Source organism: Halorussus marinus (genome assembly GCF_004765795.1).
In the GTDB taxonomy this organism is placed as follows: Archaea; Halobacteriota; Halobacteria; order Halobacteriales; family Haladaptataceae; genus Halorussus; species Halorussus marinus.
Genome location: NZ_SBIV01000010.1, coordinates 24593 through 48984, shown reverse-complemented (window position 1 = coordinate 48984; position 24392 = coordinate 24593). Strand labels below are relative to the sequence as shown.

26 protein-coding genes are annotated in these 24392 nt (G+C 68.8%); 7 read left to right on the top strand and 19 right to left on the bottom strand.

From position 1 onward, the window contains the following. Positions 1–102 precede the first annotated feature (102 nt). Positions 103–744: a TetR/AcrR family transcriptional regulator gene (locus EPY72_RS16920; RefSeq protein ID WP_210423561.1), complete on the top strand. Its 642-nt coding sequence runs from the start codon at positions 103–105 to the stop codon at positions 742–744. A gap of 708 nt (positions 745–1452) precedes the next feature. Here EPY72_RS16920 and EPY72_RS16915 read toward each other — a convergent pair. From EPY72_RS16915 to hemC, 5 genes are all read right to left on the bottom strand, one after another. Beyond that, on the bottom strand, positions 1453–1827 hold the full coding sequence (locus EPY72_RS16915) for a DUF5783 family protein (RefSeq protein ID WP_134672430.1): 375 nt from the start codon (positions 1825–1827) through the stop codon (positions 1453–1455). 272 nt (positions 1828–2099) lie between these two features. Next, a complete protein-coding gene (locus EPY72_RS16910) occupies positions 2100–3521 on the bottom strand; it encodes a RecJ family nuclease (RefSeq protein WP_135807178.1) in 1422 nt (473 codons plus the stop codon). 34 nt (positions 3522–3555) lie between these two features. Then, complete coding sequence (locus EPY72_RS16905; RefSeq protein ID WP_134672428.1) at positions 3556–4938, bottom strand: metallophosphoesterase; 1383 nt, start codon at positions 4936–4938, stop codon at positions 3556–3558. A gap of 109 nt (positions 4939–5047) precedes the next feature. Beyond that, entirely contained in the window at positions 5048–5791 is a 744-nt protein-coding gene (locus tag EPY72_RS16900; RefSeq protein WP_135807177.1) for a uroporphyrinogen-III synthase, read from the bottom strand. After that, on the bottom strand, positions 5788–6924 hold the full coding sequence (hemC, locus tag EPY72_RS16895) for a hydroxymethylbilane synthase (protein WP_135807176.1): 1137 nt from the start codon (positions 6922–6924) through the stop codon (positions 5788–5790). Before hemC ends, EPY72_RS16900 begins: the two co-directional genes overlap by 4 nt. Before the next feature lie 99 nt (positions 6925–7023). Here hemC and EPY72_RS16890 point away from each other — a divergent pair, with 99 nt between their 5' ends. Together EPY72_RS16890 and EPY72_RS16885 are read left to right on the top strand one after the other, a co-directional pair. Beyond that, positions 7024–7539 carry a hypothetical protein gene (locus EPY72_RS16890; RefSeq protein ID WP_134672425.1) on the top strand — a complete coding sequence of 172 codons (516 nt, stop codon included), beginning with the start codon at positions 7024–7026 and terminating at the stop codon, positions 7537–7539. A gap of 91 nt (positions 7540–7630) precedes the next feature. Then, positions 7631–8803 carry an MFS transporter gene (locus EPY72_RS16885; protein WP_135807175.1) on the top strand — a complete coding sequence of 391 codons (1173 nt, stop codon included), beginning with the start codon at positions 7631–7633 and terminating at the stop codon, positions 8801–8803. A gap of 6 nt (positions 8804–8809) precedes the next feature. Here the strand turns inward: EPY72_RS16885 and EPY72_RS16880 are convergent, their stop codons facing one another. Together EPY72_RS16880 and hemL are read right to left on the bottom strand one after the other, a co-directional pair. Beyond that, positions 8810–9265, bottom strand: a complete 456-nt coding sequence (locus EPY72_RS16880; protein ID WP_135807174.1) for a hypothetical protein — start codon at positions 9263–9265, stop codon at positions 8810–8812. A 49-nt stretch (positions 9266–9314) separates the two neighbouring features. Beyond that, on the bottom strand, positions 9315–10655 hold the full coding sequence (hemL, locus tag EPY72_RS16875) for a glutamate-1-semialdehyde 2,1-aminomutase (protein WP_135807173.1): 1341 nt from the start codon (positions 10653–10655) through the stop codon (positions 9315–9317). Positions 10656–10770: 115 nt separating this feature from the next. Here hemL and EPY72_RS16870 point away from each other — a divergent pair, with 115 nt between their 5' ends. Further along, the gene (locus EPY72_RS16870; protein ID WP_134672421.1) at positions 10771–11211 is read left to right on the top strand and encodes a DUF7522 family protein; all 441 of its coding nucleotides are present in this window, start codon (positions 10771–10773) and stop codon (positions 11209–11211) included. Positions 11212–11216: 5 nt separating this feature from the next. On the opposite strand, the gene EPY72_RS16865 is transcribed toward EPY72_RS16870, so the two are convergent. From EPY72_RS16865 to hemB, 4 genes are all read right to left on the bottom strand, one after another. Beyond that, the gene (locus EPY72_RS16865) at positions 11217–11861 is read right to left on the bottom strand and encodes a DUF7504 family protein (protein ID WP_134672420.1); all 645 of its coding nucleotides are present in this window, start codon (positions 11859–11861) and stop codon (positions 11217–11219) included. A 62-nt stretch (positions 11862–11923) separates the two neighbouring features. Next, positions 11924–12319, bottom strand: a complete 396-nt coding sequence (locus EPY72_RS16860) for a DUF5518 domain-containing protein (protein WP_135807172.1) — start codon at positions 12317–12319, stop codon at positions 11924–11926. Between the two features lie 71 nt (positions 12320–12390). Next, on the bottom strand, positions 12391–14055 hold the full coding sequence (locus EPY72_RS16855) for an ammonium transporter (protein WP_135807171.1): 1665 nt from the start codon (positions 14053–14055) through the stop codon (positions 12391–12393). A gap of 351 nt (positions 14056–14406) precedes the next feature. Continuing rightward, complete coding sequence (gene hemB / locus EPY72_RS16850; RefSeq protein WP_135807170.1) at positions 14407–15393, bottom strand: porphobilinogen synthase; 987 nt, start codon at positions 15391–15393, stop codon at positions 14407–14409. 82 nt (positions 15394–15475) lie between these two features. Between hemB and EPY72_RS16845 the strand changes: the two genes are divergently transcribed. Further along, positions 15476–16189: a DedA family protein gene (locus tag EPY72_RS16845; protein ID WP_134672416.1), complete on the top strand. Its 714-nt coding sequence runs from the start codon at positions 15476–15478 to the stop codon at positions 16187–16189. A gap of 229 nt (positions 16190–16418) precedes the next feature. Here EPY72_RS16845 and EPY72_RS16840 read toward each other — a convergent pair whose 3' ends face one another. From EPY72_RS16840 to EPY72_RS16820, 5 genes are all read right to left on the bottom strand, one after another. Continuing rightward, positions 16419–18545, bottom strand: coding sequence for a heterodisulfide reductase-related iron-sulfur binding cluster (locus EPY72_RS16840; RefSeq protein WP_135807169.1), 2127 nt, complete (start codon positions 18543–18545; stop codon positions 16419–16421). Between the two features lie 86 nt (positions 18546–18631). Next, positions 18632–19090 carry a hypothetical protein gene (locus EPY72_RS16835; RefSeq protein ID WP_168216062.1) on the bottom strand — a complete coding sequence of 153 codons (459 nt, stop codon included), beginning with the start codon at positions 19088–19090 and terminating at the stop codon, positions 18632–18634. Positions 19091–19156: 66 nt separating this feature from the next. After that, positions 19157–19864 (bottom strand): energy-coupling factor transporter transmembrane component T family protein, encoded by a 708-nt coding sequence (locus tag EPY72_RS16830; RefSeq protein ID WP_134671217.1) that lies wholly within the window; start codon positions 19862–19864, stop codon positions 19157–19159. Beyond that, positions 19861–20565: an energy-coupling factor ABC transporter ATP-binding protein gene (locus EPY72_RS16825; RefSeq protein WP_135807167.1), complete on the bottom strand. Its 705-nt coding sequence runs from the start codon at positions 20563–20565 to the stop codon at positions 19861–19863. Before EPY72_RS16825 ends, EPY72_RS16830 begins: the two co-directional genes overlap by 4 nt. Beyond that, a complete protein-coding gene (locus EPY72_RS16820; RefSeq protein WP_135807166.1) occupies positions 20566–21147 on the bottom strand; it encodes a biotin transporter BioY in 582 nt (193 codons plus the stop codon). It lies immediately after the preceding gene. 107 nt (positions 21148–21254) lie between these two features. Here EPY72_RS16820 and EPY72_RS16815 point away from each other — a divergent pair, with 107 nt between their 5' ends. Both EPY72_RS16815 and EPY72_RS16810 read left to right on the top strand, forming a co-directional pair. Next, positions 21255–21857, top strand: coding sequence for a conditioned medium-induced protein 4 (locus EPY72_RS16815; protein ID WP_134671214.1), 603 nt, complete (start codon positions 21255–21257; stop codon positions 21855–21857). Between the two features lie 348 nt (positions 21858–22205). After that, on the top strand, positions 22206–22886 hold the full coding sequence (locus EPY72_RS16810) for a CRISPR-associated protein Cas4 (RefSeq protein ID WP_135807165.1): 681 nt from the start codon (positions 22206–22208) through the stop codon (positions 22884–22886). Here the strand turns inward: EPY72_RS16810 and EPY72_RS16805 are convergent. From EPY72_RS16805 to EPY72_RS16795, 3 genes are read right to left on the bottom strand one after another with little or no spacing between them, the layout of a single operon-like run. Further along, the gene (locus tag EPY72_RS16805; RefSeq protein ID WP_135807164.1) at positions 22872–23477 is read right to left on the bottom strand and encodes an L-threonylcarbamoyladenylate synthase; all 606 of its coding nucleotides are present in this window, start codon (positions 23475–23477) and stop codon (positions 22872–22874) included. The two genes, EPY72_RS16810 and EPY72_RS16805, sit on opposite strands and share 15 nt — an antisense overlap. Positions 23478–23525: 48 nt before the next feature. Next, complete coding sequence (locus EPY72_RS16800) at positions 23526–24038, bottom strand: redoxin domain-containing protein (protein WP_134671211.1); 513 nt, start codon at positions 24036–24038, stop codon at positions 23526–23528. Continuing rightward, entirely contained in the window at positions 24038–24307 is a 270-nt protein-coding gene (locus tag EPY72_RS16795) for a glutaredoxin family protein (RefSeq protein ID WP_134671210.1), read from the bottom strand. Before EPY72_RS16795 ends, EPY72_RS16800 begins: the two co-directional genes overlap by 1 nt. Positions 24308–24392 lie beyond the last annotated feature (85 nt).

Sequence of the window (24392 nt, the reverse complement as noted above, 5' to 3'; positions counted from 1 at the left end):
AGAGCCCTCTCAGTCCGTCCCGACGATCGGACAGGCCTCGCCCGCACAGCCGCGTCGTTTCGTCTCCACGGATCTTTAGGGTCCTCGCGCGTAGTGAGGGGTATGACCGCCTCGCAGACGGCCCCCGACACGCGGGAAGCGATCATGGAGGCCACGTTCCGCGCGCTCAGCGAGCACGGCTACTCCGACCTCCGGGTCCGGGACATCGGCGAGGAGTTCGAGAAGAGTCGGACGCTCATCCACTACCACTTCGACGGGAAACACGACCTCATCTCGTCGTTTCTGGAGTACCTCATCGGGCAGTACGAGAGCCAGTCGAAACTCGGCGACGACGAGAACCCGTGGGAGGCGCTGGACGGCCGGATCGATCAGTGTCTTCTCGGCCCCGAACTCGGCGAGAGGTTCGACCACTGGGAGCGCATGAAGGTGTACCACGAACTGTTCGCCCAGGCCCAACACAACGAGGCCCACCGCGAGGCGTTCAACGAACACTACGAGGTCATCCGGGGCAACATCGAGCACGTCCTGCGGGCAGGCATCGAGCGCGGGAGCTTTCGCGCGGTCGACGTCGAGGACACCTCTCAGTTCATCACCGACGTCATCCACGCCGCTCGCGCCCGCAGGATCTCTCTCGATCACGACGACGCGCCCGAACAGGCGAAGCGAGCGATCGCCGCGTTCGTCTATCCGTCTCTCGCTCCCGCCGACGCCGAAGGAGCACGAACGCGCCGCCCGTCCGACTGAGACGACCCCGCGACCCGGTTCAGCTACTCTGTTTGGGGTTCCGATCCAGAAGCGCTTCGAGCCGTATCTCGCGTGTTCTTTTCCGTTCGGCGAAACGTAGCGCCACTTCGACAATTCTATATAGCGCCATGTGATTTACCAAGGCTGGTAGTCCGGTTTAGTTACTCAGAATAGATATGGGGCTGGAGTGGCTAAATCCCCAAGGAAGTCGCTAATCGCGACTCTGCCCGAGTCTCATCAGTGGGATCGCAGAGTGTGATCCGGACCTGCGCTTCGTCCACGCCGATGATCACGACCTTTAGCCCGTGTTTCTCTGCAATCCCGTGGATTATATCCGGGGCGTACTCCGGGTCGGCCGGCGTGGCCGAAACGAGTGGTAGCCACTCGACAATCCGAAACGGCCGTGGGAGACTCTCTGGGTTGAGTTTCCCGTCTCGCGGTAGTTCCCGACCACCCACAAACCGGAGAGATCCGAGGACGATTTCCCCGTTATCGAAACTCGAATCCGGGGTATCCCGCTTCGCTCAGTTCTCGTCTTACTGCTCGAATTCGCTCATCGGATAGCACTGGTCGCGTTGAAAGAGGAACTAAGTGCAACGCCCAGTACAGCCCTGTACTGAACGGACGGTTTCGACCCGTCGAATAAAAAATCGTCCTACCAACTACTGTTATTGCGCCGAGCGGCCACGGCCACGACTCGCGAGGGACTCACTTCTCGAAATCGAACACGCGGCGCAGTTCGGTCTCGATCGTCTCGACGTAGACGTCGAGCAGTTCGTCCAGTTTCTCCTCGTCGACGAGCACGCCCTGCAGTCGGTCGGCGGGGTTCTCGGGGAGTTCGACGCGGAACTCGCCGTCGTGTTCTCGCGGGCTCCGCCCGCTCGAATCGTCCGCGGAGCTCCGCTCCGCGCTACTCTCGTAGAAGGGCTCGCTCTCGTTGAGCACCTGCTGGTCGATGGCGTGGACGAGCTCGGAGTCGTACCGGTCGTTCATCCGCTCGAAGGCGTTCTTGTACGCCTTCTGGAGCTCGTTGAAGTAGTTCGCGTACTTGTCCTCGAACCGCTCCGGGTCGAAGTCGGCCATACGTCGGCGTTGGACCAGCGCGGGTAAAAGTCGGCCGGTGCGGGGCGATCGCACCGGACGCCGGGACGGTGTTCGATCGTTGTAATAAACTCCATATCGCGATATAAAATCGAGATGCGTACGCCCGCCGCGACGCTATCGTGCGGTCGTCGTATCTTCGGCGGCGTGCCCGAACCTCGTCCGGAGGCCGGCGTCGGAAGGCGTCGATCGACAGGACCCCCGAGAAACGTCGCGACAGTCGCGGCCTCGCACGGTGGGATCGTGGCGTAGAACTACGACAGCTGTTCGCCGACGAGTTCGTCGGCCAGCGCGAGGAACTCTTCTTCGGTCCCCTTCGGCACCGTCGCGCCCGCGGCCACGTCGTGGCCGCCGCCGTCGCCGCCGACGGCCCGCGAGGCTTCGCCCATCACGGCCGAGAGATCGAGTCCGCGCCGGGTGAGCGACGGCGTTCCGCGCGCCGACACTTTCACCTCCTCGTCGTTCTTCTCGGCGAAGGCGACGATCGGCGTCCCGCGCTCGACGCCGTCGGCCCCGACCGCCATCCCGGCGATGATCCCGACGATGGTCTCGCGGATCCGATCCCCGGCGTGGAACCACTGGACGTGGTCCTCGCGGGTGACCCCCGACTCTTTGACCCACTGGAGGCCCTCCGAGAGGTTCCGGCGGTGGTTCGCGAGGAGCGTCCGGGCCCGCTCCAGGGCGGCCCCGCGGTCGCCGAGACACACCGCCAGCCCCACGTCTGCGCGCTCGTATCTGGCGGTCGCGTTCAGTAGCGTCGAGAACTCGCTGACGTCCCGAAGCTCCGTCCCGGCGGGCTCGTCGGTGAGGGTGTAGGTGGTCCCGATCAGACCGTCGATCCGGTCGGCGCTGACCCCTTTCGAGACGGCGCGCTGGACCAGCGCGCTGGCGACGGTCTGGCGCTCGTCGTCCGAGAGGTCGACCCACCGGCGCCACTCGCCGTCGTCGGCCTTGAGGTCGATGTCGAGCCCGTCGAGAAACCGGATCGCGCCGTTCTGGTCGTTCGAGACGCCGGGGATGTAGACGTCGCTGGCGTACTCGAGCAGTTTGGGGAGCGGGCGGGTCTGTTTGCCGTACAGCGCGAGGTCGGTGCTCGTCTCGAGGACGCCGGCCGCGACGCCCTCCTCGACGATCGAGCGGTTCGCACCCACCAGCTCGCCGTCGGTGGTCTGCATGTCGCCGACCGCGCCAACGACCGCGAGCGCCGCCAGATCGCGGTTGTCCCCCGCCTCGGGTTCGAGCGCCCGCGCGAGCACGTAGCTCGCGCCCGCCCCGGACAGCTCCGAGGAGCCGTCGATGTCGAACAGGAGAGGGTTGAGGTGGAACTCGGTCTCGGCCTCGGCGGGCCGGTGGTGGTCTGCGATCACCGGCGTGAAGTCGCCGGCGGCCTCGTGGTCGCTGATGATATCGAGTTGGCCGCTCCCGAAGTCGGTGAACAGCACGGTGTCGTAGTCGGTCGCCGCGATGGCCGCGAGCTCTTCGGCGTCGAGCTGTTTGCTGAAGACGGTCTCGAACGAAATTCCGGCGCGTTCGAGCGCCGACGCCGCGATCGCGGCGCTCGTCAGGCCGTCGGCGTCGATGTGCGACGCGAGTAGCACGTCGTCGGCCCCCCGGAGGCGGCCGGCACACGCCGCGGCGCGCTCCGCGAGGGCGGGGACGGGACCAGCGCAAGCCATTCGAGAGGGGCTTGGTCGGTATTACGTATAAACCTCAGCTATCGGTCCGCGGCCGCTCGGCTCCGCGCTCGCTTCGCTCGACCGTCTCGACGACGTCGGGCGTCGAATCGGGCGCTTCGTTCTCGACGACCGCTCGGTCGGGCAGGTCGGGGTTCGGCTTCCGGCCGAGGGTGAGCAGACGCTCGGTGAGCGTCAGCTCTTCCGGGCTCGGGCTCGGCTTCTCTATCTCCTCGTACTCGACCGCCACGCCCTCGGACTCGGCGGCGATGCGGACCGCACACAGCTGATAGGACGGGTAAAACACCGGCGGCAGGACCCCGATAACGCCGTCGCGGCGGTGGAGGCGCTTGAGCCACGTCCCGGTGTTGACCAGCAGGCCGTCGCCGACCGACCCCACTGACGGGCGGTGGGTGTGACCGTAGCAGAAGATCGCCGTCTCGGGCGACTCCGCGAAGATCTCGCGGGCGGCCTCCTCGTAGGGTGCCTCGGCGTCGACGGTGAGTTCGGTCTCGAAGACGCCGAAGCGGTCGATGGTCTGTCTGATGTCCCGACGGAGCAGATACAGCGGGACGCCCACCAGCAACAGGAGTCCGGTGACCGCCACGTTGACCACGAGGAGCAGGTAGACCGCCGTCCCGGCCGCCCCGAACTGCGCGAGGAACCCGGCGAGCGAGTCGACGGGCATCGACCAGACCCCGACCAGATCGAGCCCCGCGAGCACCGCGAGGAGCGCGCTGACGTTGAACAGCAACAAGAACGGGACGAGCGCGTACCGCAGGAGGGGATTCATCTCCCGGTAGAAGTACTTCGAGAACAGCCAGACCGGCATCCGCTCGGTGGGCGTGACCGCCTGCACGTCCTTCAGCCAGTTGTACCGGCCCCGCTCGGAGAGCTTGCCCGCCCGACTGGTAACGAGCGTGTTGTAGTAGTATCCGAGCGGCGTGGCGTTGGGGTTCTCCCAGTCGTCGATCCGGTTGTTCGAGTCGCGCTGGTGGCCGTGTTCGAAGTGGATCGTGCGCTCGCCGACGCGACGGGTGATCGACTCCGATTGGACGAGTTCGACGTTGTATTCGGCGAACCGCTCGACGTACGCGTCGTAGGCCGCGAGCTCGTGGTCGTGGTTGCCGGCCAACAGCGTGATCTGGACGTTCTCGCCGGTCGCCCGGAGCTGTTCGAACAGCGCCGGGTAGGTCTCCTCGAGGACGTCGAACTTCTCGATTCCGTCGACCGAGGTGAACTCCCACAGCCCGAAGGCGTCGCCGTTGATCACCAGCTCGGCGTTCTCGTCCGTCTCGGCCAGCCGTTCGAGGAAGCCGAGCAGTTCGTCGAGAAACTCGACCTCCTCCAGTTGCTCGTCCCCGCCGATGTGGAGGTCGCTGATAACGTAGTAGACCCGCTCTCCGGCGGTGCTGTCCATCGATTTAATGTCCCGAATCCGGCTGTAAAGGTCTTTGGTACGGTGTCGCGACTCTGCCGCCCTCGGGGTGTTCGCCGGGCGTCGGCCGTCGCCGGCCCGGCCGAGGGCGCTACTCGTGGTAGGTCGGGGCGGCCGCCTCCACGACCGCGCACGCGAGCGCCTCGAAGTCCGCCGCCTCGGGCACCACGTCGACCTCGATGCCGGCGGCCTCGGCCGTCTCGCGGGTCGGCGGGCCGATCGCGCCGACGACGGCGTCGTTCAGCCCCGCGACGGCGGCCTCGCGGACGCCGCGCTCGGCGGCGGCGTCGAGGAGGTGCTCGACCGTGAGCGAGGAGGTAAAGAGCGCGGCGTCGAGGTCGCCGTCGGCCGCGAGCGCGGCCGACTCGCCCGAGCCCTCGGGTCTGACGAGCCGGTAGAGCACCGTCTCGTGGACGTCCGCGCCGGCCTCGGCGAGCCCCTCGGTCAGCACCGCGCTCCCGTGGTCGCTCCGGGCGACTTCGACGCGCGCGCCGTCGACCCGGTCTTCGAGCGCCGCGACCAGCCCCGCGGAGGTGTACTCATCGGGGACCACGTCGACCTCGTAGCCGTGCTCGCGGAGCGCGTCGGCGGTGCTCGATCCGATGGCACAGACCGCGGCGTCGCCGGGCTCCCAGCCCGCCTCGGCCGCCAGCTCGACGCCGGTCTTGCTCGTCAGGACGACGTACTCGCCGGGCTCGGGGGACGCCCCGGTCGGCCGGACTTCGAGCATCGGGTCGGCCACGGGGTCGGCGCCCAGCGAGTCGAGTAGCTCGACCGCGTCGTCGAGGCGCTCGTCGTCCGGGCGGAAGACGGCGACCCGAACGTCCCGGCTCATTCCCGCTTGCCCTCCGGCGCCGGCTCGTCGCGTTGGGCGGCCTCGATGAGTTCGGCCGCGCCCCGCTCGCGGAGCTCGGCCGCCAGCTCCTTGGCGGCCGAGACGTGGTTCTCGACCGGCAGATCGCGGGTCGCCTCGATCTTCTCGGTGCCGTCCTGTGAGAACACCTGCACGTCGACGTGGACGCCCTCGCCCTGAATCAGGCCGTGGACGCCGATCGGGGCGACACAGCCCCCGCCAAGCTCCGCCAGAACGGTTCGCTCGACCGTGGTCTCGACCCGCGTTCGGGGGTGGTCGAGCACGGTGTTGACGTCGCCCGCCAGCTCGCTGTCGAGGGTCGTCACCGCCAGCGCGCCCTGCCCCGGCGCGGGCACGAACTCGCCGGTCGGTAGCTCGGCGTACTCGAGGTGGTGGGCCAGCCCGCTGCGTTCGAGTCCCGCCTGCGCGAGCACGATCGCGTCGTACTCGGTATCGACCTCCCGCTCTAGGGCCCGGCGCTCGACCTCGGCGAGGTCGTTGAACCACTCCTCGACGGTGCGGTCGAACTCGCCCTCGTACTCCTTTTTGTGGCCCTTCTTCGCCATCGCTTCGGCGCTACGTTGCTCTTTCTCGGCCTCGGTCCGAGCCTCGTGTTCGGCCTGCAGGGCGGGCGCGAGTAGCTTCTCGGCTCGCGTGTCGACGTTCCCGCGGAGCGGTTCGACCGTCAGGTCGGGCCGGCGGTGTAACACCTGTGCCTTCCGGCGCAGGCTCGACGTGCCCACGACCGCGCCGTCGGGGAGTTCGTCGAGCGTCGCCCCGTCGGGCGTGATCAGCACGTCGTTGGCGCTGGCGCGCTCGGGGATAGCCGCGACGATCAGGTCGTCGGGGTGGTCGGTCGGCATGTCCTTCATCGAGTGGATGGCGCCGTCGAGCTCCCCCGACAGCACCTTCTCGTCGAGGCTCCGGACGAACGCCCCGGTCTTGCCGAGCCGGTGGATGAGCTCGTCCCGGATCTCGTCGCCGGTCGTCTCGACCTCGACCAGTTCGACCTCGAAGCGCCGGTCCTCCAGGGCGGCTCGGACCTCGGCGGCCTGCCGGCGGGCGAGGTCCGACCCCCGCGTGGCGAGGCGTATCTGGGTCGCGCGTGTGCTCATGCCCGAGTGTCCGCGTCCGAGGTTGAAACCACCTTCGCAATCCCCCGTCGTCGGCTCGGAACGCCCCGATACAAGTGGCTCCGGAGACGTGTCAGGCGTATGCCCTTCACGCCGTTGCATCTCGGCGTCGGAGCGGGCCTCGGACTGCTCTGTTTCCGGTGGCTCGACTTCCCGACGTTTCTCGCCGCGAACGTCGTCGTCGACGCCCGCGCGGTACTGGTGTTCTTCGGCGTCCTCTCGGGGCCGATTCACGGTCCGCTCCACACGCTCGCGGTCGGGACGCTCCTCGCGGCCGCTCTCGCCGTCCTCGCTTTCGTCGCCAAGCCCGGGGTGAACCGCGCTCTCCGACCGGTAGGGCTGGCCCAACCGCGCTCGACGGTCGGCGTCGCGGCCGCCGCCCTGACCGGGGTGTACGCCCACGTCGCCCTCGACGCCACACTGTACGCCGACGTCCGGCCCTTCTACCCCTTCCCGGCGAATCCGCTCCTCGGAGTGCTCTCGCCGACCGAGGCGTATCTGGTCTGCGTCGCGGGGCTCCTCGTCGGTGTCGCGCTGTACGCGGCGAAGGTCGCCGCGTCGCTCCGCGGCATCGAGACGCCGCTGTGGCCTCGCTGAGGGGTCTCCGCTTCTGTCCGTCTCCGGGCGGGCGGCGACGCCCTTGCCGGACTCGAAAACCACTTCGGGGGGCCGGCCGAACCGACGACCAGTGAGGTGGCGATACCGCAACACAGTGCTCGCGCTCGCCACCGTCGCGTTCTTCGCCACGATGGCGGCCCGGCTGGCGATCAGCCCGGTCGTCCCCGACATCACCGACTCGTTCGGCGTCTCGACCGGTGGGGTCGGGATCGCCCTCTCCGGGATGTGGGCGGCCTACGCGCTCGCGCAGTTTCCGAGCGGCGTCCTCGGCGACCGGTACGGCGAGCGCCGAGTGATCCTGACCGCGGTCGGGCTCACGACGCTGGCGAGCCTACTGCTCGCGGCCTCGCCGTCGTACCCCGCGTTCGCGGTGTTCGCGGTGACCCTCGGCGGCGCGGCGGGGCTCCATTACAGCGTCGCGACGACGTTCATCTCGAAGCACTTCCAGAACATCGGGCGCGCGATCGGCATCCACGTCGCGGGCGGCCCGCTCGCGGGCCTGCTGGTCCCGGTCGCGGCCGCCGCGGTCGCCGCCCGGTACGGCTGGCGGCCCGCGCTCTTGCTCGGGGCCGTCGTGGCGGCCCCGACGTTCGTCGCGTTCGCCGCCAGGGTCCGCCCGACCGAGCCTACCCGTCCCGACCAGCCGATGCGCGATCGGTTCGCGCTCGGACCCGTCGCGGAACTGCTCGCCAGACCCGAGATCGCCTACACCACGGTGTTGGCGGTCGCGGGGGCGTTCACCTGGCAGGCGACCGCCTCCTTTCTGCCGACGTTCCTCGAAGTCCACCACGGGCTGACCGCGACGACCGCCAGCGCGCTGTTCTCGCTGTACTTCGTTGTCCACGGCGCGACCCAGCCCGCGATGGGGTGGCTCTCGGACCGGTTCGACCGGGACGCGGCCGCGTCGCTGTCGATGGGACTGGGCGTGCTCGGGTACGGGACGCTCGCGCTCGGGTCGGGCCTGGCGACGTTCGCGGTCGGCGTCGTGCTCGCTGGGGTGGCGATGAGCTGGGGCGCGCCGGTCCAGTCGCGGTTCATCGACAAGCTCTCGGACGAAGAGCGGGGCGCGGGGTTCGGCCTCGTCCGGACGGTGTACATGCTCCTCGGCGCGACCGGGAGCGTCGTGGTCGGCGGACTGGCGGATTTCGCCGGCTGGAGCGTCTCGTTCGGCCTGCTGTCGGCGGTGATGGCGACCGGGTTCACGGTCCTCGTGACGAACCGCGCGCTCGACCTCGGGCTCTGAGCCGGCTCACGGGAACCCGGGGACCCCGACGCGCTCGCTCCGCTTGCGGAGGTAGTACACCGCGAACGGCACGTCCGCGACGAACCCCACGATGATCGGGACCACCGGGCTCCCCGACGTGAGGACCACCGCGATCCCGGTGACGACCAGCAACGCCAGCCCCGGCAGGGCCGCCAGCGCCTGGCGCATCGGCATCGGCGCCCACTTGCCGCTGGTCCGGTCGACGTAGCTGGCGTCGCGGTACACCGCCACCGGGAAGTAGGCGGTGAGGAAGGCGAACGGGACGCCGAGCGCGACCATCGAGAGCTCGATCATCCGCGTCCCGAACGAGAACGCCTCGAACGACGACGCGACGGCGAGCCACGCGAGCGTCGCCAGCCAGAGGACGAACGCTCCGGGGATGGCCGCGACCCAGTACCAGTGGTGTGAGCCGTCGGTCCTGCGCGCGTAGCCGGAACTCATATCGGGTGGTTAGGAGCCGATCGGTAAACCGATGTCGCACGACCGTCGGCTAAAGCGCTTCCTTGTAGGCTTCGAGGGTCTCCTCGACGTCCTCCTCGGTGTGGGCGTAGCTGAGGAACTGCGACTCGTACTGGTTGGCGGTGAGGAACACGCCCTGCTCGCGCATCGCGGGCCAGAACAGCCGCTCCCAGCGCTCGGTTTCTGCGGCGTCGACGTCGGCGCTGTTCTTCGGACAGTGGTCGTACCGCGGACAGTCGGGGTCCTGTCGACAGCCCGCCTCACACTGGCCCTCGGGGTCGCGGGGCCCCTCGCGGGTGAACACGACCTTGAACATGCTGTCGTGGCCCGTGACGGTGTACTCGGGCGCGCGGTCTTCGAGGATGTCGGTGAGGCCGCTCCGGAGCGTCTCGCCGAGTTCGTTGACGTGGTCGTACACGTCGTTTTTCGCGGCGAACCGGAGCGTCTCGAGGCCCGCGGTCAGCGACAGCGGGTGGCCCGAGTACGTCCCGGCCTGGAACACGTCGCCGGTCGGGGTGAACTGCTCTATGATCTCTGCGGGGCCGCCGACCGCCCCGACCGGGAAGCCGCCGCCGATGACCTTCGCGAGCGTGGTGAGGTCGGGTTCGACCCCGAACTTCCCCTGCGCACACTGGAGGCCGCCGACCCGGAAGCCGGTCATCACCTCGTCGAAGACCAACAGCGCCCCGTGGTCGTCGGTGACCTCCCGGAGGGTTTCGAGGTACCCCTCGACCGGGCCGACCGACGCGCAGTTGCCCAAAATCGGCTCGGCGAGGACGGCCGCGATCTCGTCGCCGCGCTCCTCGAACACCGCCCGGACCGCCTCGGCGTCGTTGAACGGGACGGTGATGGTCTCCTCGGCGAACGCCTCTGGGATGCCGTCGGAGATGGGCGAGCCGATCCCGCCGGACTTGCCCTCGACCAGCGTCGAGGGCTGGGCGCCGTGGTAGCCCCCCTGCATCACGACGATCTTGTCCCGGCCGGTGTACCCGCGCGCGAGCCGCACCGCCGAGGTGGTCGCCTCGGTCCCCGAGTTGACGAACCGGACCATCTCGACGCTCCGGACGTGGCGCGCGATGAACTCCGCGAGCTCGACTTCGACCTCCGCGGGCGCGCCGTACATCGGGCCGTCGGCGAGCTGGGACTGGATCGCCGACTCGACCGCCTGGGGCAGATCGTGGCCGAGCAAGAGCGGGCCGTAGCCCATCACGTAGTCGACGTACTTGTTGCCGTCGGCGTCGACGACGTGTGCGCCGTCGCCGCGCTCGACGAAGAAGGGGTACGGGCGGGTCGCCCGGACGGGGGAGCTGACCCCGCCCGGCAGGACCGAGAGCGCCCGGTCGTACAGTTCACGCGAGCGATCGTCGTGCATGGACGGTGGTTCGGACTCCTGCGTGAAGTCCATTTCTGTCTCGGCGACCCGGCCGAGACGGGCGCGGGTTTCACCAACTGTTATGTCTCGACCGCGTCTCGGTCCGTTCAACGACATGGTCGACGCGCCACAGGACCCCCGCGAGAACCTCGACGAGGAACTGGACGAGATCGAAGACGAGATGGCCGACGTCAACGACGACATCCGCGAGCTGATCCACCAGCTCCGGGACCGCGAGGACGCCCCGCTCCGGCTCGCGGTCCGGTTCAGCGCCGACGAGTCGGACGTGCTGTTCGTCCGCGAGGACGTCCGCGAGCGCCACACCGACGACGAACTCGAAGCCCGCATCGAGACCCTCGTGATGAAGGGGCTGGGCGACCCGCCCCGCGAGGAGCCGCTGTTCGACTTCGGGAGTCTCGACGCCACGATCCGGTGGTACGAGAACGTGCAGGTCGCACACTTTCCCTACCGGGAGTGGTCCGGGCTCGCGTTCGTCTTCGACCGGCGCGAGTCTCCGATGGTCGATCTGGCGAAACAGCACCTCCAGGACGAGTAACCGGCTCAGAACCGCGTCCACGACCGGGGACCGAAGTCGTCGCCCCGGACCCGGAGTTCGGTGGCGTCGTCGGTCTCTCGGACCTCCACGACCGCGTCGAACACCTGCGTCAACTGCTTTGCGACCTGCCGGTCGCCCCCGACGGTGTCGAGGGTGAACACCCCCGCGAAGCCGGAGCTCGCGACCCTGCCGGTGATGACGTGGAGGAACTGGTAGACCCGTCGGATGTCGGCGTACATGAGCACCGGCGACAGCGAGTCGAACCCGAGCCGGGCGTGGCCGATGTCGTCGCTGTGGTAGAACTCCCGCATGAACCCCGAGAACTCGATCCCGATCCCGGTGAGGTCGCCGGGATCGGTCACGTACCGGGTCGTCTCGGTCTCCCGGACGGCGTCGATCGATCGGCGCTTGGTCACGCAGTCGACGAACCGAAGCTCCCACTCGTCGGCGTCGTAGCGCCGGCCGAACTCCTCGCGAAGCCGGGCCGCGGGCTGTTTGGTCGAAGCGAGGATGGCTCCCCGATCGGGCGTGTCCAGCAGTTCCACCATCACCGAGCGCTTTCTCGTCAGGGGCTCTCCGGCGACGAGCACGTTCGTTCCGCTGTCGAGCGACTCGGGCGACAGTGGGATCTCTCCGTCGGCGTCGGACACGGTTACCGGAACGGTCTCGACACGACGTTAAAAAAGTGGCACGTCCGCACCGGGCGCGTCGGTCACCGCTCGCGTCGGAGGTACGCGCCGGCCGCGCCACCGAGCGCGCCCGCGACGACGAGATAGGCCGCGACGACGCCGGCGATCGCGACGGCGAACACCGTCGAGATCGCGAAGAACGGCGCGAACCCGACGAACAAGAAACTGACGACGAACCACGCGATCAGGAACACCTGGACGGCGGCGACGCCGCCCGAGAGCGCGCCGACCCGCGCGCCCCCGGCGAGGTCCGATCGTTCGAGGTAGCCGGCGACCCCGCCGCCACAGAGCGGGGCCAACGGCAACAGTGGCGCGGTCACGAGGGCGACACCGGCCCCGATCAGAACGTTCCGGCGTGTGCTCGGCTCGTCGGCCGGGGCGGGATCGCGGTCGCGAGCGGTCGCTCGATCGCGGGACACACGGCCCGATCACGGACGTGATGTCATAGATTTTGGCAAAAAACGGTCGTCGCCGAAGCGAGCGGTCGCGACTACACCGCTTCCGTCCCGCGCGCGCCGGTCCGGACCTGCACCGCGTCCTCGACCGGAAGCACGAAGATCTTCCCGTCGCCGGGCTCGCCGGTGTCGGCGGCCTCCCGGATCGCCTCGACGACCTCGTCGGCGGGCACGTCCGCGACCGCGCACTCGATTTTCACCTTCTGGTGGAGGTCGACCGTGTACTCCTCGCCGCGCCACTGGCCGGTCTTGGCGGGCTGGCTCCCGCGGCCCGAGACGTCGGTCACCGTGATCGACGGTGCGCCGACCCGCGCGAGTGCGGTCTTGACCTCCCCGAGGCGATCGGGGCGCACGACGGCGGTCACCAGCTTGATCTCGCCGGCGTTGGGGAGTTCGCCCCCGTCGGTCCGGACCGCGTTGGCTCCGCCCTCGGTCACGTCGGGGCGGCCGAACTCGGGGTAGGTGTCGACGCCGTGCTCGGCGCTGTCGAGGCCGTCGAGTTCGTGTTCGCGGGAGACGCGGGCCTGCCCGACCGCGCGGAACAGCCCGAACACCGCGCCGGTCGCCGCGACCGTCCAGAGCGTGATGACGCCGACGCCGACCACCTGCGCGATCAGTTGGCCGACGGTGAACCCCTCGACGCTGAAGAACGGCAGGAGGATCGCGCCGAGCATCCCCGCCGAGCCGTGGACCGGAAACACTGCACACACGTCGTCGATCTTGAGCCGCGTCTCCACGAACTCGAAGACGATCGGTAGCTGGGCGCCCGCGAGAAAGCCCGACGCGATCCCGCCGTACCAGGTGAGGAGGTCGGCGCTTGCGGTCACGCCGACCAGCCCGGCGAGCAGGCCGTTTGCGACGTAGAGAGTGTCGACTTTCTCGGTCTTGTACAGCGACACCGCGGCCGCGCCGACGGCGCCGGCGGCCATCCCGAGCGTGGTGTTGAGCGCGACCCGGCCGACGTACGCGAAGTCGCCGAGCGCGAGCGCCCCGTCCTCGACCGCGAAGACGGTCGCGGCGGTGCCGACGTTGAAGCCGTACCAGCCGAACGCGAGGACGAGGGTCCCGAGAACCGCGAAGGTCAGCGAGTGGCCGGGGATGACGTTGGCCGAGCCGTCGTCGTTGTACCGCTCCAGCCGCGGGCCGAGCACGTAGGCGGCGGTCAGCCCGGCGACCCCGCCCATCCCGTGGACGATCATGCCGCCGGCGAAGTCGGTGAACCCGAGCTGTTCGAGAAAGCCCAGCCCCCAGGTGAACCCCGTGACGACCGGGTAGATGACCGCCGCGAGCAACAGCGTGTACGAGACGTACGCCCGGAGCTTCACGCGGCCCGCGACCGCCCCCGAGACGATGGTCGCGGCGGTCATCGCGAACACCGCCCCGAACAGCCAGTCGACCCACGCGTTCGGATCCCCGCCGTCGAGCGTGGCGAACGCGGCCGCCTCGCCGGCGCCGGTGACCGCGCCGACGACCGACGAGAGGCCGGCGCCGACGAAGAAGAACGCTACGACGCCGACGCTCCACGTCAGGAGGTTCTTCGTGAGCTGGTTCGCGACGTTCTTCGAGCGCACCTGCCCGGCTTCGAGCATGGCGAAGCCGGCGTGCATGAAGAAGATGAGAAACGACACGACCAACACCCACACGAGGTTGACGCCGTTCGCCAGCACCTCGGGGTCGACCTGCATCGGCGCGGCCGTCATTCTCTCACCTCGGCCGGCACTTCGACCAAATCGTCTGGACGACTGTGCAGGAATATCTCGTATTCTTCTGCATTCGGTTGTTGCATTACGATATATCGTGACGGCAAAGCGCTACATAAGGATACGCGTTGAGATGATACAAAAATTAATCTGGTCGGTCGACGCCCGTGAGATACATAATCGGATACTACCGATATAAGGCTGTATTCCGTCCAGAAACGCCCCGGTCGACCGGTCGACTTCCGACCGTTCGTCCACCGGGATCGCCGGCGCGAGGCGGTCGGCGTCGGAGCATCTCGCGCGTGAGCACCCATCCGAACGGCCGGGAGAAGCGCTCTGTTCCCGGCGCTCTCAGAGCCGTTCGGCCACGTCCTCGGCGAAGTACGTCAGGATCAGATCAGCCCCGGCGCGCTTGATCGAGATCAGCGACTCCAGCGCCGCCGCTTCGAGGTCGAGCCACCCCTTCTCGGCCGCCGCGTGGAGCATCGCGTACTCTCCCGAGACGTTGTACGCCGCGACCGGGTGGTCGAACTCCTCGCGAACGTCCCGGACGACGTCGAGGTACGGGAGCGCCGGCTTGACCATCAGCGCGTCCGCGCCCTGCTCGACGTCGAGGCGCACTTCCCGCATCGCCTCGCGCCTGTTGGCGGGGTCCATCTGGTAGTGTCGGCGGTCGCCGAACGCCGGCGCGCCGTCGGCGGCGTCCCGGAACGGGCCGTAGAACGCCGACTCGTACTTGGCGGCGTAGCTCATGATCGGCACGTCCCGGAACGCCGCGTCGTCGAGCGCCGACCGGATCGCCCCGACCATCCCGTCGATCATCCCCGAGGGCGCGACCATGTCGGCCCCGGCCGCGGCGTGCGAGACCGCGATCTTCCCGAGGAGATCGAGGGTCTCGTCGTTCTCGACGGTCAGCCGGGGGTCGGCGCCGTCGCGGGCGCCCTCCTCCAGAACCCCGCAGTGGCCGTGGTCGGTGTACTCACAGAGACAGACGTCGGTGATGACGTAGGCGTCGGTGTCGTCGACGATCCGGCGGGTCGCCTCCTGGACGACGCCGTCGTCGGCCCACGCCCGAGTGCCCCGCTCGTCTTTCGACTCGGGGATCCCGAACACCATCACCGACTCGACCCCGGTCGAGCGCACCTCCTCGACGCGCGCGACCGCCTCCTCGACGGGGACGCGCTCGTGGCCGGGCATCGATTCGATGGGGACTCGCTCGTCGGTCGTCGCGTCGACGAAGACGGGCGCGATGAGGTCCGACGCGGTCACGTCGGTCTCGCTGACCATCCCGCGGACGCCGTCGCGCCGGAGCCGGCGCGGTCGGTCGGTGAGATTCATATCGGCCCTTGCGGCCCCGGTCCCAAAACCGCATCGTTCGCGGTCACAACGCATTTAATCGCCCGCACTGACGTGGTAGCTGATGGACGTGTCCTCGCTCGCGCTGGTCGCAGACGTGCCGCTCGCTTCCGGAGTCGCCCTCCTTCTGGCGGGGCTGGTGCTGTCGAACGCGACCGACACCGGTCGGATCCGGGAATTTTTCGCGGACAACGGGCTGTTGTTGCTGACTGTCGGCATCGTGCTCGCCGCGGTGGTCGGCGTCGGTCTCTTTTTCATCGGGAACGAGGAGCTCGCCCGCCAGTGGCTCGACCAGTACGGACTGCTCGCGCTGTTTTTGATCCTGATCCTCGAGGGCGCGATGCTGCTGTACTTCGCGCCCAGCGAGAGTCTGGTCCCGCTCGGGGTGACCCTGCTCGCGGAGGGCCCGAGCGACCTCTCGTCGATCGCGGCGGTCATCCTCGTCGCGGTGGTCGGCGCGACGATCGGCCAGTACGCCCTCTTCTTGCTCGCCAAGCGGGGCGGCCGGGAGTACCTCCTCGGCAAACGCTGGTTCCGGATCGACGAGGGCCAACTCGACCGGTTCGACGGCTGGTTCCAGCGGTGGGGTCGGATCGTCGTGCCGGTGAGCAACGCCCTGCTTTTCACCCGCGGGATGCTCACGGTCCCGGCGGGGTTCGCGGAGATGCGCGACTGGGAGTTCGTGGTGCTGTCAGCGGTGGGAACGCTGGCCTTCCAGACGTGGCTCGCGGCCGCCGCGCTGTACGCCGTCGAGATCGGGTTCCTCGGCTTCCTGTAGGCGGTGGCGCTTCGGCGACGTTCGCAGAGGCGTCAGACATAACAACGCTCGAACCGTAGCAACGGTCGCGCTCGCGTGCCAGCTTCATCGCGTGCCATGCAATGAAACTCCACGCGGGCGCACTTCCGCGCGCCGGGACGCGCGGTCTTTTTCGGACGTCTCTTCCGGAGTGGCGACGCTTCGGCGCGGGTCGTAGAACACGGACGCCCCGCGGGATCGGACCGCGGGGTCAGTCGGCCGCGACCTCGATGCGGTCTTTCGCGCCGATGGCTTCCACGAGGAGTTCCGAGACGTCCACTACCTCGATGTCGTCCTCGTAGCCGCCGGTCTTCCGGCCGTCCTCGTACATCGTCATGCACATCGGACACGCGACGACGAACTTCTCGACCGCCCCGCCCGCGTCGGTGTCTTCGAGCGCCTCCCGCAGGCGCTCCTCGCTCGGCTTGGGGTCCTCGTCGAAGTCCATCCAGAGCCCGCCGCCACCGCCGCCACAGCAGAAGCTGTCCTCGCGGTTGCGGGGCATCTCGTCGAGCGTACAGCCGGTCCCCGCCACGATCTCGCGGGGCGCCTCGAACTCGCCGTTGTACCGCCCGAGGTGACAGGGATCGTGGTAGGTGACCGTGTAGTCGAGTTCGTCGCCGGCGAGCCCGAGCGCGCCATCCCGGAACAGGTCCTCGACGATCTGGGTGTAGTGGAACACGTCCTCGGCGGTCCACTCGCAGGCGTCGAACTCGGGGTACTCGTTCTGGAAGGTGTTGTAGCTGTGGGGGTCGGTACAGACGATCTTGTCGTACTCGCAGTCCGCGATGGCGGCGGCGTTGTCCTCGACGAGCATCTCGTAGAGGCCCTCCTCGCCGACCCGGCGCACGTCGTTGCCGTCGGCCTGCTCGTCGTCGTAGAGGATGCCGTAGGAGACGCCGGCCTCCTCGAAGATGGTCGCCAGCGACCGGGCGACCTTCCGGTTGCGCTCGTCGAAGCTCGGGTAGTCGCCGACGTACCAGAGGTACTCGACGGGTTCGTCGCGGGCGTCGGGCACCTCGAAGTCGAGGTCGTCGGCCCAGTCGGGGCGCTTGCGGTCGGGCTCGCCGAACGTGTTGCCGTTCTGGAACACGTTCATCATCGCGTCCTGGACGTTGGGGTCCATCTGGCCCGACTCGGTCAGCCGACGGTTCATCTGGGTGAACTGCTCGACGTGTTCGATCTCGACCGGGCAGGCGTCCATGCAGGCCATACACGACATGCACGACTCCATCGTCTCGGCGGCGACGACCGAACTCCCGCCGTCGGCGACGATGGGCTTTTCCTCGGTGCGGCCCGCGTCGAGGTCCTCGCGGTACTGCTTGAGGTCGAGAATCACGTCCCGGGGGTCGAGCGGGCGCCCCGACGCCTTCGCGGGACAGACCGACGAACACCGGCCGCACTTGGTACAGGCGTCGTGGTCGAGCAGTTCCTTCCACGAGAAGTCCTCGATCGAGCCGTGGCCGATCTCCTCGGGGCTGGCGTCGTCGGGCACGCCCGGGAGCCGCTTGCCGGCCTTCTCGTCGCGGGTCACGACGTTCGCGAACGACGAGATCATGTGGAACGGCTTGGCGTACGGGATCGCGGCGACGAACGCCAGCGCCAGCAGCGCGTGGGACCACCAGACCACGGGATAGGCGGCGGTCGCCATCTCGGCGTCGACGCCGACGACTCGCAACACGTCGTAGACGAACCAGCCGACGAAGCTCACGGTCTCGAACGAGACGTCGCGGGTCGCGCTCGTGCCGAGGATGCGGACGCCCTCGGTGACGTAGCCGCCGACCCCGAGCAAGAACAGCGTCCAGACGAACAGGTCGTCCTCGGCGGAGGTGTGTTTCCCCCACAGCCGGCCGTTCCGGACCCAGTAGCGCCGGTAGATCGCCATCCCGACTCCGACGACGAACAACAGCCCCATCGCGTCCATCACCAGCGAGTACGAGAGGTAGAACTCGTCGACGAAAAAGGAGTCCTGCCCGAACAGCTTCGTCCAGAAGTCCATGTCGATCATCAGGATGGTCGTCCCGATGAGCAGCGTCAGGAACCCCCAGAGGATGAACGCGTGCATCACGCCCGCGTAGAGGTCCCGATCGAACTGCTTTTCGTTCGAGAAGACGATCTTCGCGGCCGACCCGACCCGACCGGCCAGCCCGTCGAGGCGGTCGAACCACGATTCGGTCCCCCGAGCGTAGGTGGCGAACCGGTCGTAGACGCCGTACGCGAAGATGGCTATCGCCACGAACGCGAGGTAGTAGAAGATGGCCTCGCCGATGTGGCCGATCCTCCAGAACGTCGGGCGGGTGACCTCGCTCCCCGCCTGCATCACGACGAAGTTGTCCATGCCTTACACGGTGGACAGGATTCGCTTAAGTTTTACCGACTCGGACGCTCCCACCTTCGAAAAACAGACTTCGAGTTTATCGTTTTTCAGAGTCGCGCCTCGTCGGCGACCACCGCCCCGATCCAGAGCCCGACCGCGAAGCCGAACGCCGCCTCGCCGCCCAGAGACGTCCGGACCAACTCGGCGGCGGCGGGCGCGCGCCGAACCAGCGCCCCGAACAGCGCGTCGGCGTAGCTCGCTCCGAGGACGGCCGCCCCGACCGCGACGACGCCCTTTCCGACGCCCAGCGTCGAACTGACCGTCTCGTCTCGGTTTCGGGCTCCGATCGTTCCGAGCAGGTCGATCGCGACCACGGCGACGAACGCGCCGACGCTCCAGTCGACCAGCGCGGCGTGTTCGAAGACGACTCCCCGGAGCGCCGGGCGTTCGAGTAGCCACTCGACGGACTCGTACTGCCGGACGGTTCCCTCGGCGTCGATCCACCACCCGATCACCGCACCGAGAGCGCCCACGACTGCCAGTTTAGTCCCCCGAAACAGCCCCATGGGGCCAAATACCACGGCTTCCGGGATAGTTCGATCCGATACTATAAGAACGTGAACAGCTTCCGGTCAGACCACCGCCCACGCCGCGAGCGCGACGGACGCGGCGATCACCGGCACGTCGGTCCGCGAGAGCGACAGGTGTGGGAGCGTCGGGTTCCACGCGAAACACCGCGCCCGGAGCGCGACCGCGAACCGGTCGGCTCGCGCGAGCGCCCGCGCCAGCCCGGCGACCCCGACCCGCCGAATCCGGTCGACCACCGACTGCTCGCCGCCGAGTCGGGCGGCCGAGGCGTCCCGGATCCGCCGGAGGTCCCCGCGAAGCACGGGGAAGAACCTGAACACGAAGCCGACGCCCGCGCCGAGAAACTGGCCGGCCCGCCCGGGCACGAGGTGCTGGATCGCGGCCCGCGACTCCCGGACCGGCGTCGACCGGAGGTACGCCGCGCTCACGAGCAACACGAGCACCACCCGGTAGCTCGCCAGCGCGGTGTCGAAACCCTCGGCGGGGCGGACCCACGGCGGGCCGAGCGTCGCGGCCGCGAACACCGGGCCCGCCGCCAAGAGCGGGAGCGCGAACCGATAGGCCCACATCGCCTCGCGGGCCGACGCGCCCGAGACCCGGAGCGCGACCGCGGTCACGCCGGTCAGCGCGAGCAGGCCGCGGGGCGTGGTGTGCGCGAACGCCGCCAGCGCGAACGCGGCCTGAAACCCGAGTTTCGCCCGGGGGTCGAGCCGGTGGGCGAACGTGTCGTCCGGCCGGTACGAGAGGGTCACGGCGCCCGGACTCCGAGGTCGGCGAGGCGGTCGCGGGCGTCGGTCGGCGGCGCGTCGACCGCGACCCGCCCGTCGGCGAGCGCGACCACGCGGTCGGCGAGGTCCCACACGTCCCGGAGGTCGTGGGTCACGACCACGACCCCGGTGCCCGACTCGCTGAGCGCGCGGAGGTGTGACACTACCGATTCGCGGGACGGGGCGTCCAGCCCGGTGAACGGCTCGTCGAGCACGAGGTGATCGGGCGCCATCGCGAGCGCGCCCGCGATCGCGACTCGCTCGCGCTCGCCGCCCGACAGCTCGCCGATGCGCTCGTCGCCCCGCCCCGCCATCCCGACCGCATCGAGGGCGTCTCCGACCCGGCGGTCGACCTCCGCGCGGGCGAGTCCCAGATTCTCGGGGCCGAACGCAACGTCGGCGCCCACTGTCGCGGCGACGAACGCGTCGCGGGGCTGTTGGAACACCATCGCGACCGTCGTCCGGGCGCCGACGAGGTCCTCGCCGACGGGCGTGCCCTCGACGAGCACCTCGCCCGAATCCGGCGCCAACAGGCCGTTGAAGTGACGGACAAGCGTGGTCTTGCCGCTCCCGTTCGCGCCCGCCAGCAGGACGAACTCGCCGTCAGGGATCGCGAGCGAGACGCCGTCGACCGCCCGCGGCCCGTCGTCGCCGTACCGATGCACGAGGTCGCGGGTCTCGATCATCTATTCGGCGGCGATCTGGTCGCTCCGGACGATGCCGATCGCGGCCGCGATCTTGAACGCTTCGGCGGGGATGAACGCGACCGCGCCGGCGAGAAACGCCTCCCGGAGCGAGAGTCCGAGTACGACCGAGAGCCCGATCGTCCCGAACGCGTAGATGATCGCGGTGCCGACGACCATCGCACCCACGAGTCGAACGAGACTCTGCTCGGCGGGATCCCGGATGACGAGCCCGCCGTGGGCGATCGCGCCGACGACGAAGGCCGCGACGGGGTACGACCAGAGGTAGCCGCCGCTCTGGCCCACCAGCGATCCGATCCCGCTCGACCCGCCCGCGAACACCGGCGCGCCGACCGCGCCCGCGGCGAGATACAGCACCATCGACAGCCCGCCCCAGACCGGCCCGAGGAGCAGTCCCGCGAGGAAGACGCCGAGGACCTGCAGGCTGATCGTCACCGGCGAGACGGGATTGGGGAACGAGACGTACGCGAACGCGCCCGTGAGCGCGGCGAGTAGCGCCGCGCGCGCGACGTTCTCGACCGCCTCTTCGCCGACCAGTTCGACCGACGCCGTGTCCGTACTCATGGGCGTGGCTGGGCCGTCAACCGAAATCAAAACTTCGGTTGACGATCCGGTCGGCCGTCGGCGACAGGCTTTTAACCCGAGGACGCGTCCGGCAGAAATCAGAGGGCATGGACGAGAAAACCGAAGAACTCCGGGACATCTTCATGGATGTCACCGACGAATCTACCGTCACCGAGCGCCAGGAGGAGACCCACGGCTCGCTGAGCTCGGAGACGGAACTGCACGAGCGCCTCGAAGCCGTCGTCGCCCAGATGCGCGAGCGCTACGATTTCGGGACGACGCTCTCGGACGAGGAGCTCGTCACCGTCGTTCGCGGCTACTACGCGGGCGACTCGGACGCCGAGATCGCCCGGGAACTGGGCGACGCCTCCCTCGGGAAGACGGTCGCCCGCGCGCGAGTCGACCTCCACCTCCTCCGGGACGCCGACGCCGACGCCCCGTTCGACCTCGACGAACTCCGCGAACTCCTCGACGAGGAGGCCTCGACCGCCGACTGCGCCGACGCGCTCGACGTGAGCGAGTCGACGATCCGGCGCTACCGCCGGATCATCGAGACCAAGCGGGAGATGCGAACGGTCAACGACCGGTTCACCGACGAGTTCGAGAACGTCCTCCGGGACCGGGAGCTCTCGGACCGGATGACCGAAGAGATGCAGAAAGACGGGCTCGACGACGCCACCGAGGGGATGGAGACGAACGTTTCCTTCTAGGGCCTTTTCCTGCGGGCGGCGCATAAACGCGCCGCCCTTGCAAACGCTCGGTCAAAAACACCGGGAGAACCTTGTTCTCCCGAGCCGTCGGTCGCTCCGCTCTCGACGACACGTCCTCACCCCCTCTCTCGCGCCCTCGGTCCGCTCGGGCACTCGCCGAGGGCTCCTCGCTCGCGGGAGAATCGTCGGTGTGTGCGCCTTCGGCGCGCTGTCGTGTTGTTTGCTGGACGGAGGTCCCCCGAACCGAGCGTCCGCAATCCGGCGTGAGCTAATGTCGCTGTCTGCCGTTTCCTCCTCCTCCTCCTTTCGTCCGTACATTTAAATCCGAAGCCGGGGGCAACTCGCGGCGTGTCACCCATCGCCTTCAGCGACCTCGCGACCGCGGCCTACTGCCCGCGGAAGCTCTACTACCGGCGAAAAGAGGACGAACGGTCCGTTCCCGACGAGGTGGCCGACTGTCGGAACCTCGCGTTCCGGTACGAGGAGCTACTCGGGGCGTCCGACGACAGCCTCGCCGACCTCCCGATCGCGGTGACTCCGGCGGCGTTCCGCCGGAACCTCGAACGCGCTCGCGAGCGGTTCCCGGCGGCGTGGCCCGAACTCCGCGCGCCGACCGGCCGCGAGCGACTGCTCGACGGGCGGGAGTGTCGCGGCGTCGTCCACAAGGTGCTGGAGTTCGACGCGTCCGAGCTCGCGCCCGCGCCGTCGATGGTCTTCGCGGGGTCGCCGCCCGAACAAGGGGTCTGGGAGCCCCAGTCGGTCCGGATGGTCGCGGCGGCGAAGGCGCTGTCGTGGGAGCGCGAGCGGTCGGTCGAACGCGCGTTCGCGGAGTACCCCGGCCACGGGATCGTGCGCGAACTCGACCTCACGACCCGCCGGAAGGCGGCCTATCGGCGCGCGGTCGAGACCGTGCGAGCGCTCGACGGCCCGCCGCCCCGGCTCGGCGACGACGCCAAGTGCGAGCCCTGCGAGTACCGAGCAGAGTGTGGCGTGAAAACGCGCTCGTTGAAGTCGCTACTCGGCCTCTGAGTCGGTCGCCAGCCACGACTCGATCCGGTCGGCGCTTGGTCCGCGTCGGTGGATCTCGTCGGTCTCGACGTTCACGACGGTGCTCCCGGTCCCGCCGGTCTCGCCCCCGTCCAGCACCGCCGCGGCGGCCTCGCGGATCTCGTCGTCCAGCTCGGCGGCGCGGGTCGCGCTCGGTCGCCCGCTGACGTTCGCGCTGGTGGCCGTGATGGGGGCGACCGCTTCGAGGAGCGCCAGCGCGTCCTCGTGGTCGGGCACTCGGACGCCGACCCGGTCGCGCCCGGCGGTCAGCACGTCGGGGACCGTCGGGCGCTTCTCGCAGAGCACGGTCACCGGTCCGGGCAGAAACTCCCGCATGAACCGGCGCTCGCGGTCGGTCGCCCGGACGTACTCCAGCGCGGCGTCCGGGCTGGGCACCCCAAGCGACACCGGCTTGTCGCGGGACCGCCGCTTGGCCTCGAAGACGCGCTCGATCGCCGACTCGTCGAGCGCGTCCGCGCCGAGCCCGTACACCGTCTCGGTCGGGTAGACGACGAGTTCGCCGTTCCGGATCGCGGTCGCGGCCCGGTCGACGTCCTCGGGGTCGAGACTCATCGGGAGACGGTTCGTGTCCGGGCGAAAAAGGCGCGTCGGTCGAGAACGCTACGCGGCGTCGAGCGCCGCCTCGATCTCGTCGTAGTCGGGGAAGTCGGGCCACTCCTCGGCGACCCACGCGTACTCGACGGTCCGGTCCTCGTCGAGCAGGAACGCCGCGGGCCGGGGCTCGCTCACGCCCGCCATCCCGTCGAGGTCGTGGACGACGCCGTACGACTCGGCGACCCCGTTCTGGGGGTCCGAGAACAGCCGGTAGTCCATCCCGCGCTCCTCGACGAGCTGTTTGTGGGCGTACGGGTCGGAGATCGACAGGCCGACGACCGTCACGTCGTAGTCGTCCTCCCACGCCCGGTCGCGCAGTTCGTTCCAGACGTACGTCGCGGGAAAGGCGCCGTCCATCGGGTAGAACACGAGCAGTACCGGCCCCTCCTCGGCGAGGTCCGACAGCGCGGCGTCCTCCCAGTACTCGTCGGTGACCAGCGGTCGAGTGAAGTCCGGCGCGGTGTCGCCCTCGGCGACGTGATCGGTCTCGGGGAGGTCGACGACGTCGAACTCGACCATTACTCGGCCCCTCCGTAGGTCCGGTCGAGGTACTCGACGATGTTCCCGCTCTCGCTCATCGTGACGCCGGTCGACTCGTCGACGATGGCGGGGACCGACCGCTTGCCGCTGGCGCGCTTGACCGCGTTGCGGTCGCTGTGCATCGGCTCGACGAACCGCGATCGGTAGTCGAGACCGTACTCGTCGAGTTTGCGGACGACGCGCTCGCAGTACGGACACGCCTGCAAGCGATACAGGGTGATCGACGGATCGTCGGTCGAGTGGCTCATAGACGACGATTGGACCGAAGCGGGTGTAAGGTCTTCGCTCCCGGCAGTTCGAAGTCCTATCCGGGGAAAAGAATAAAGAGTTAAT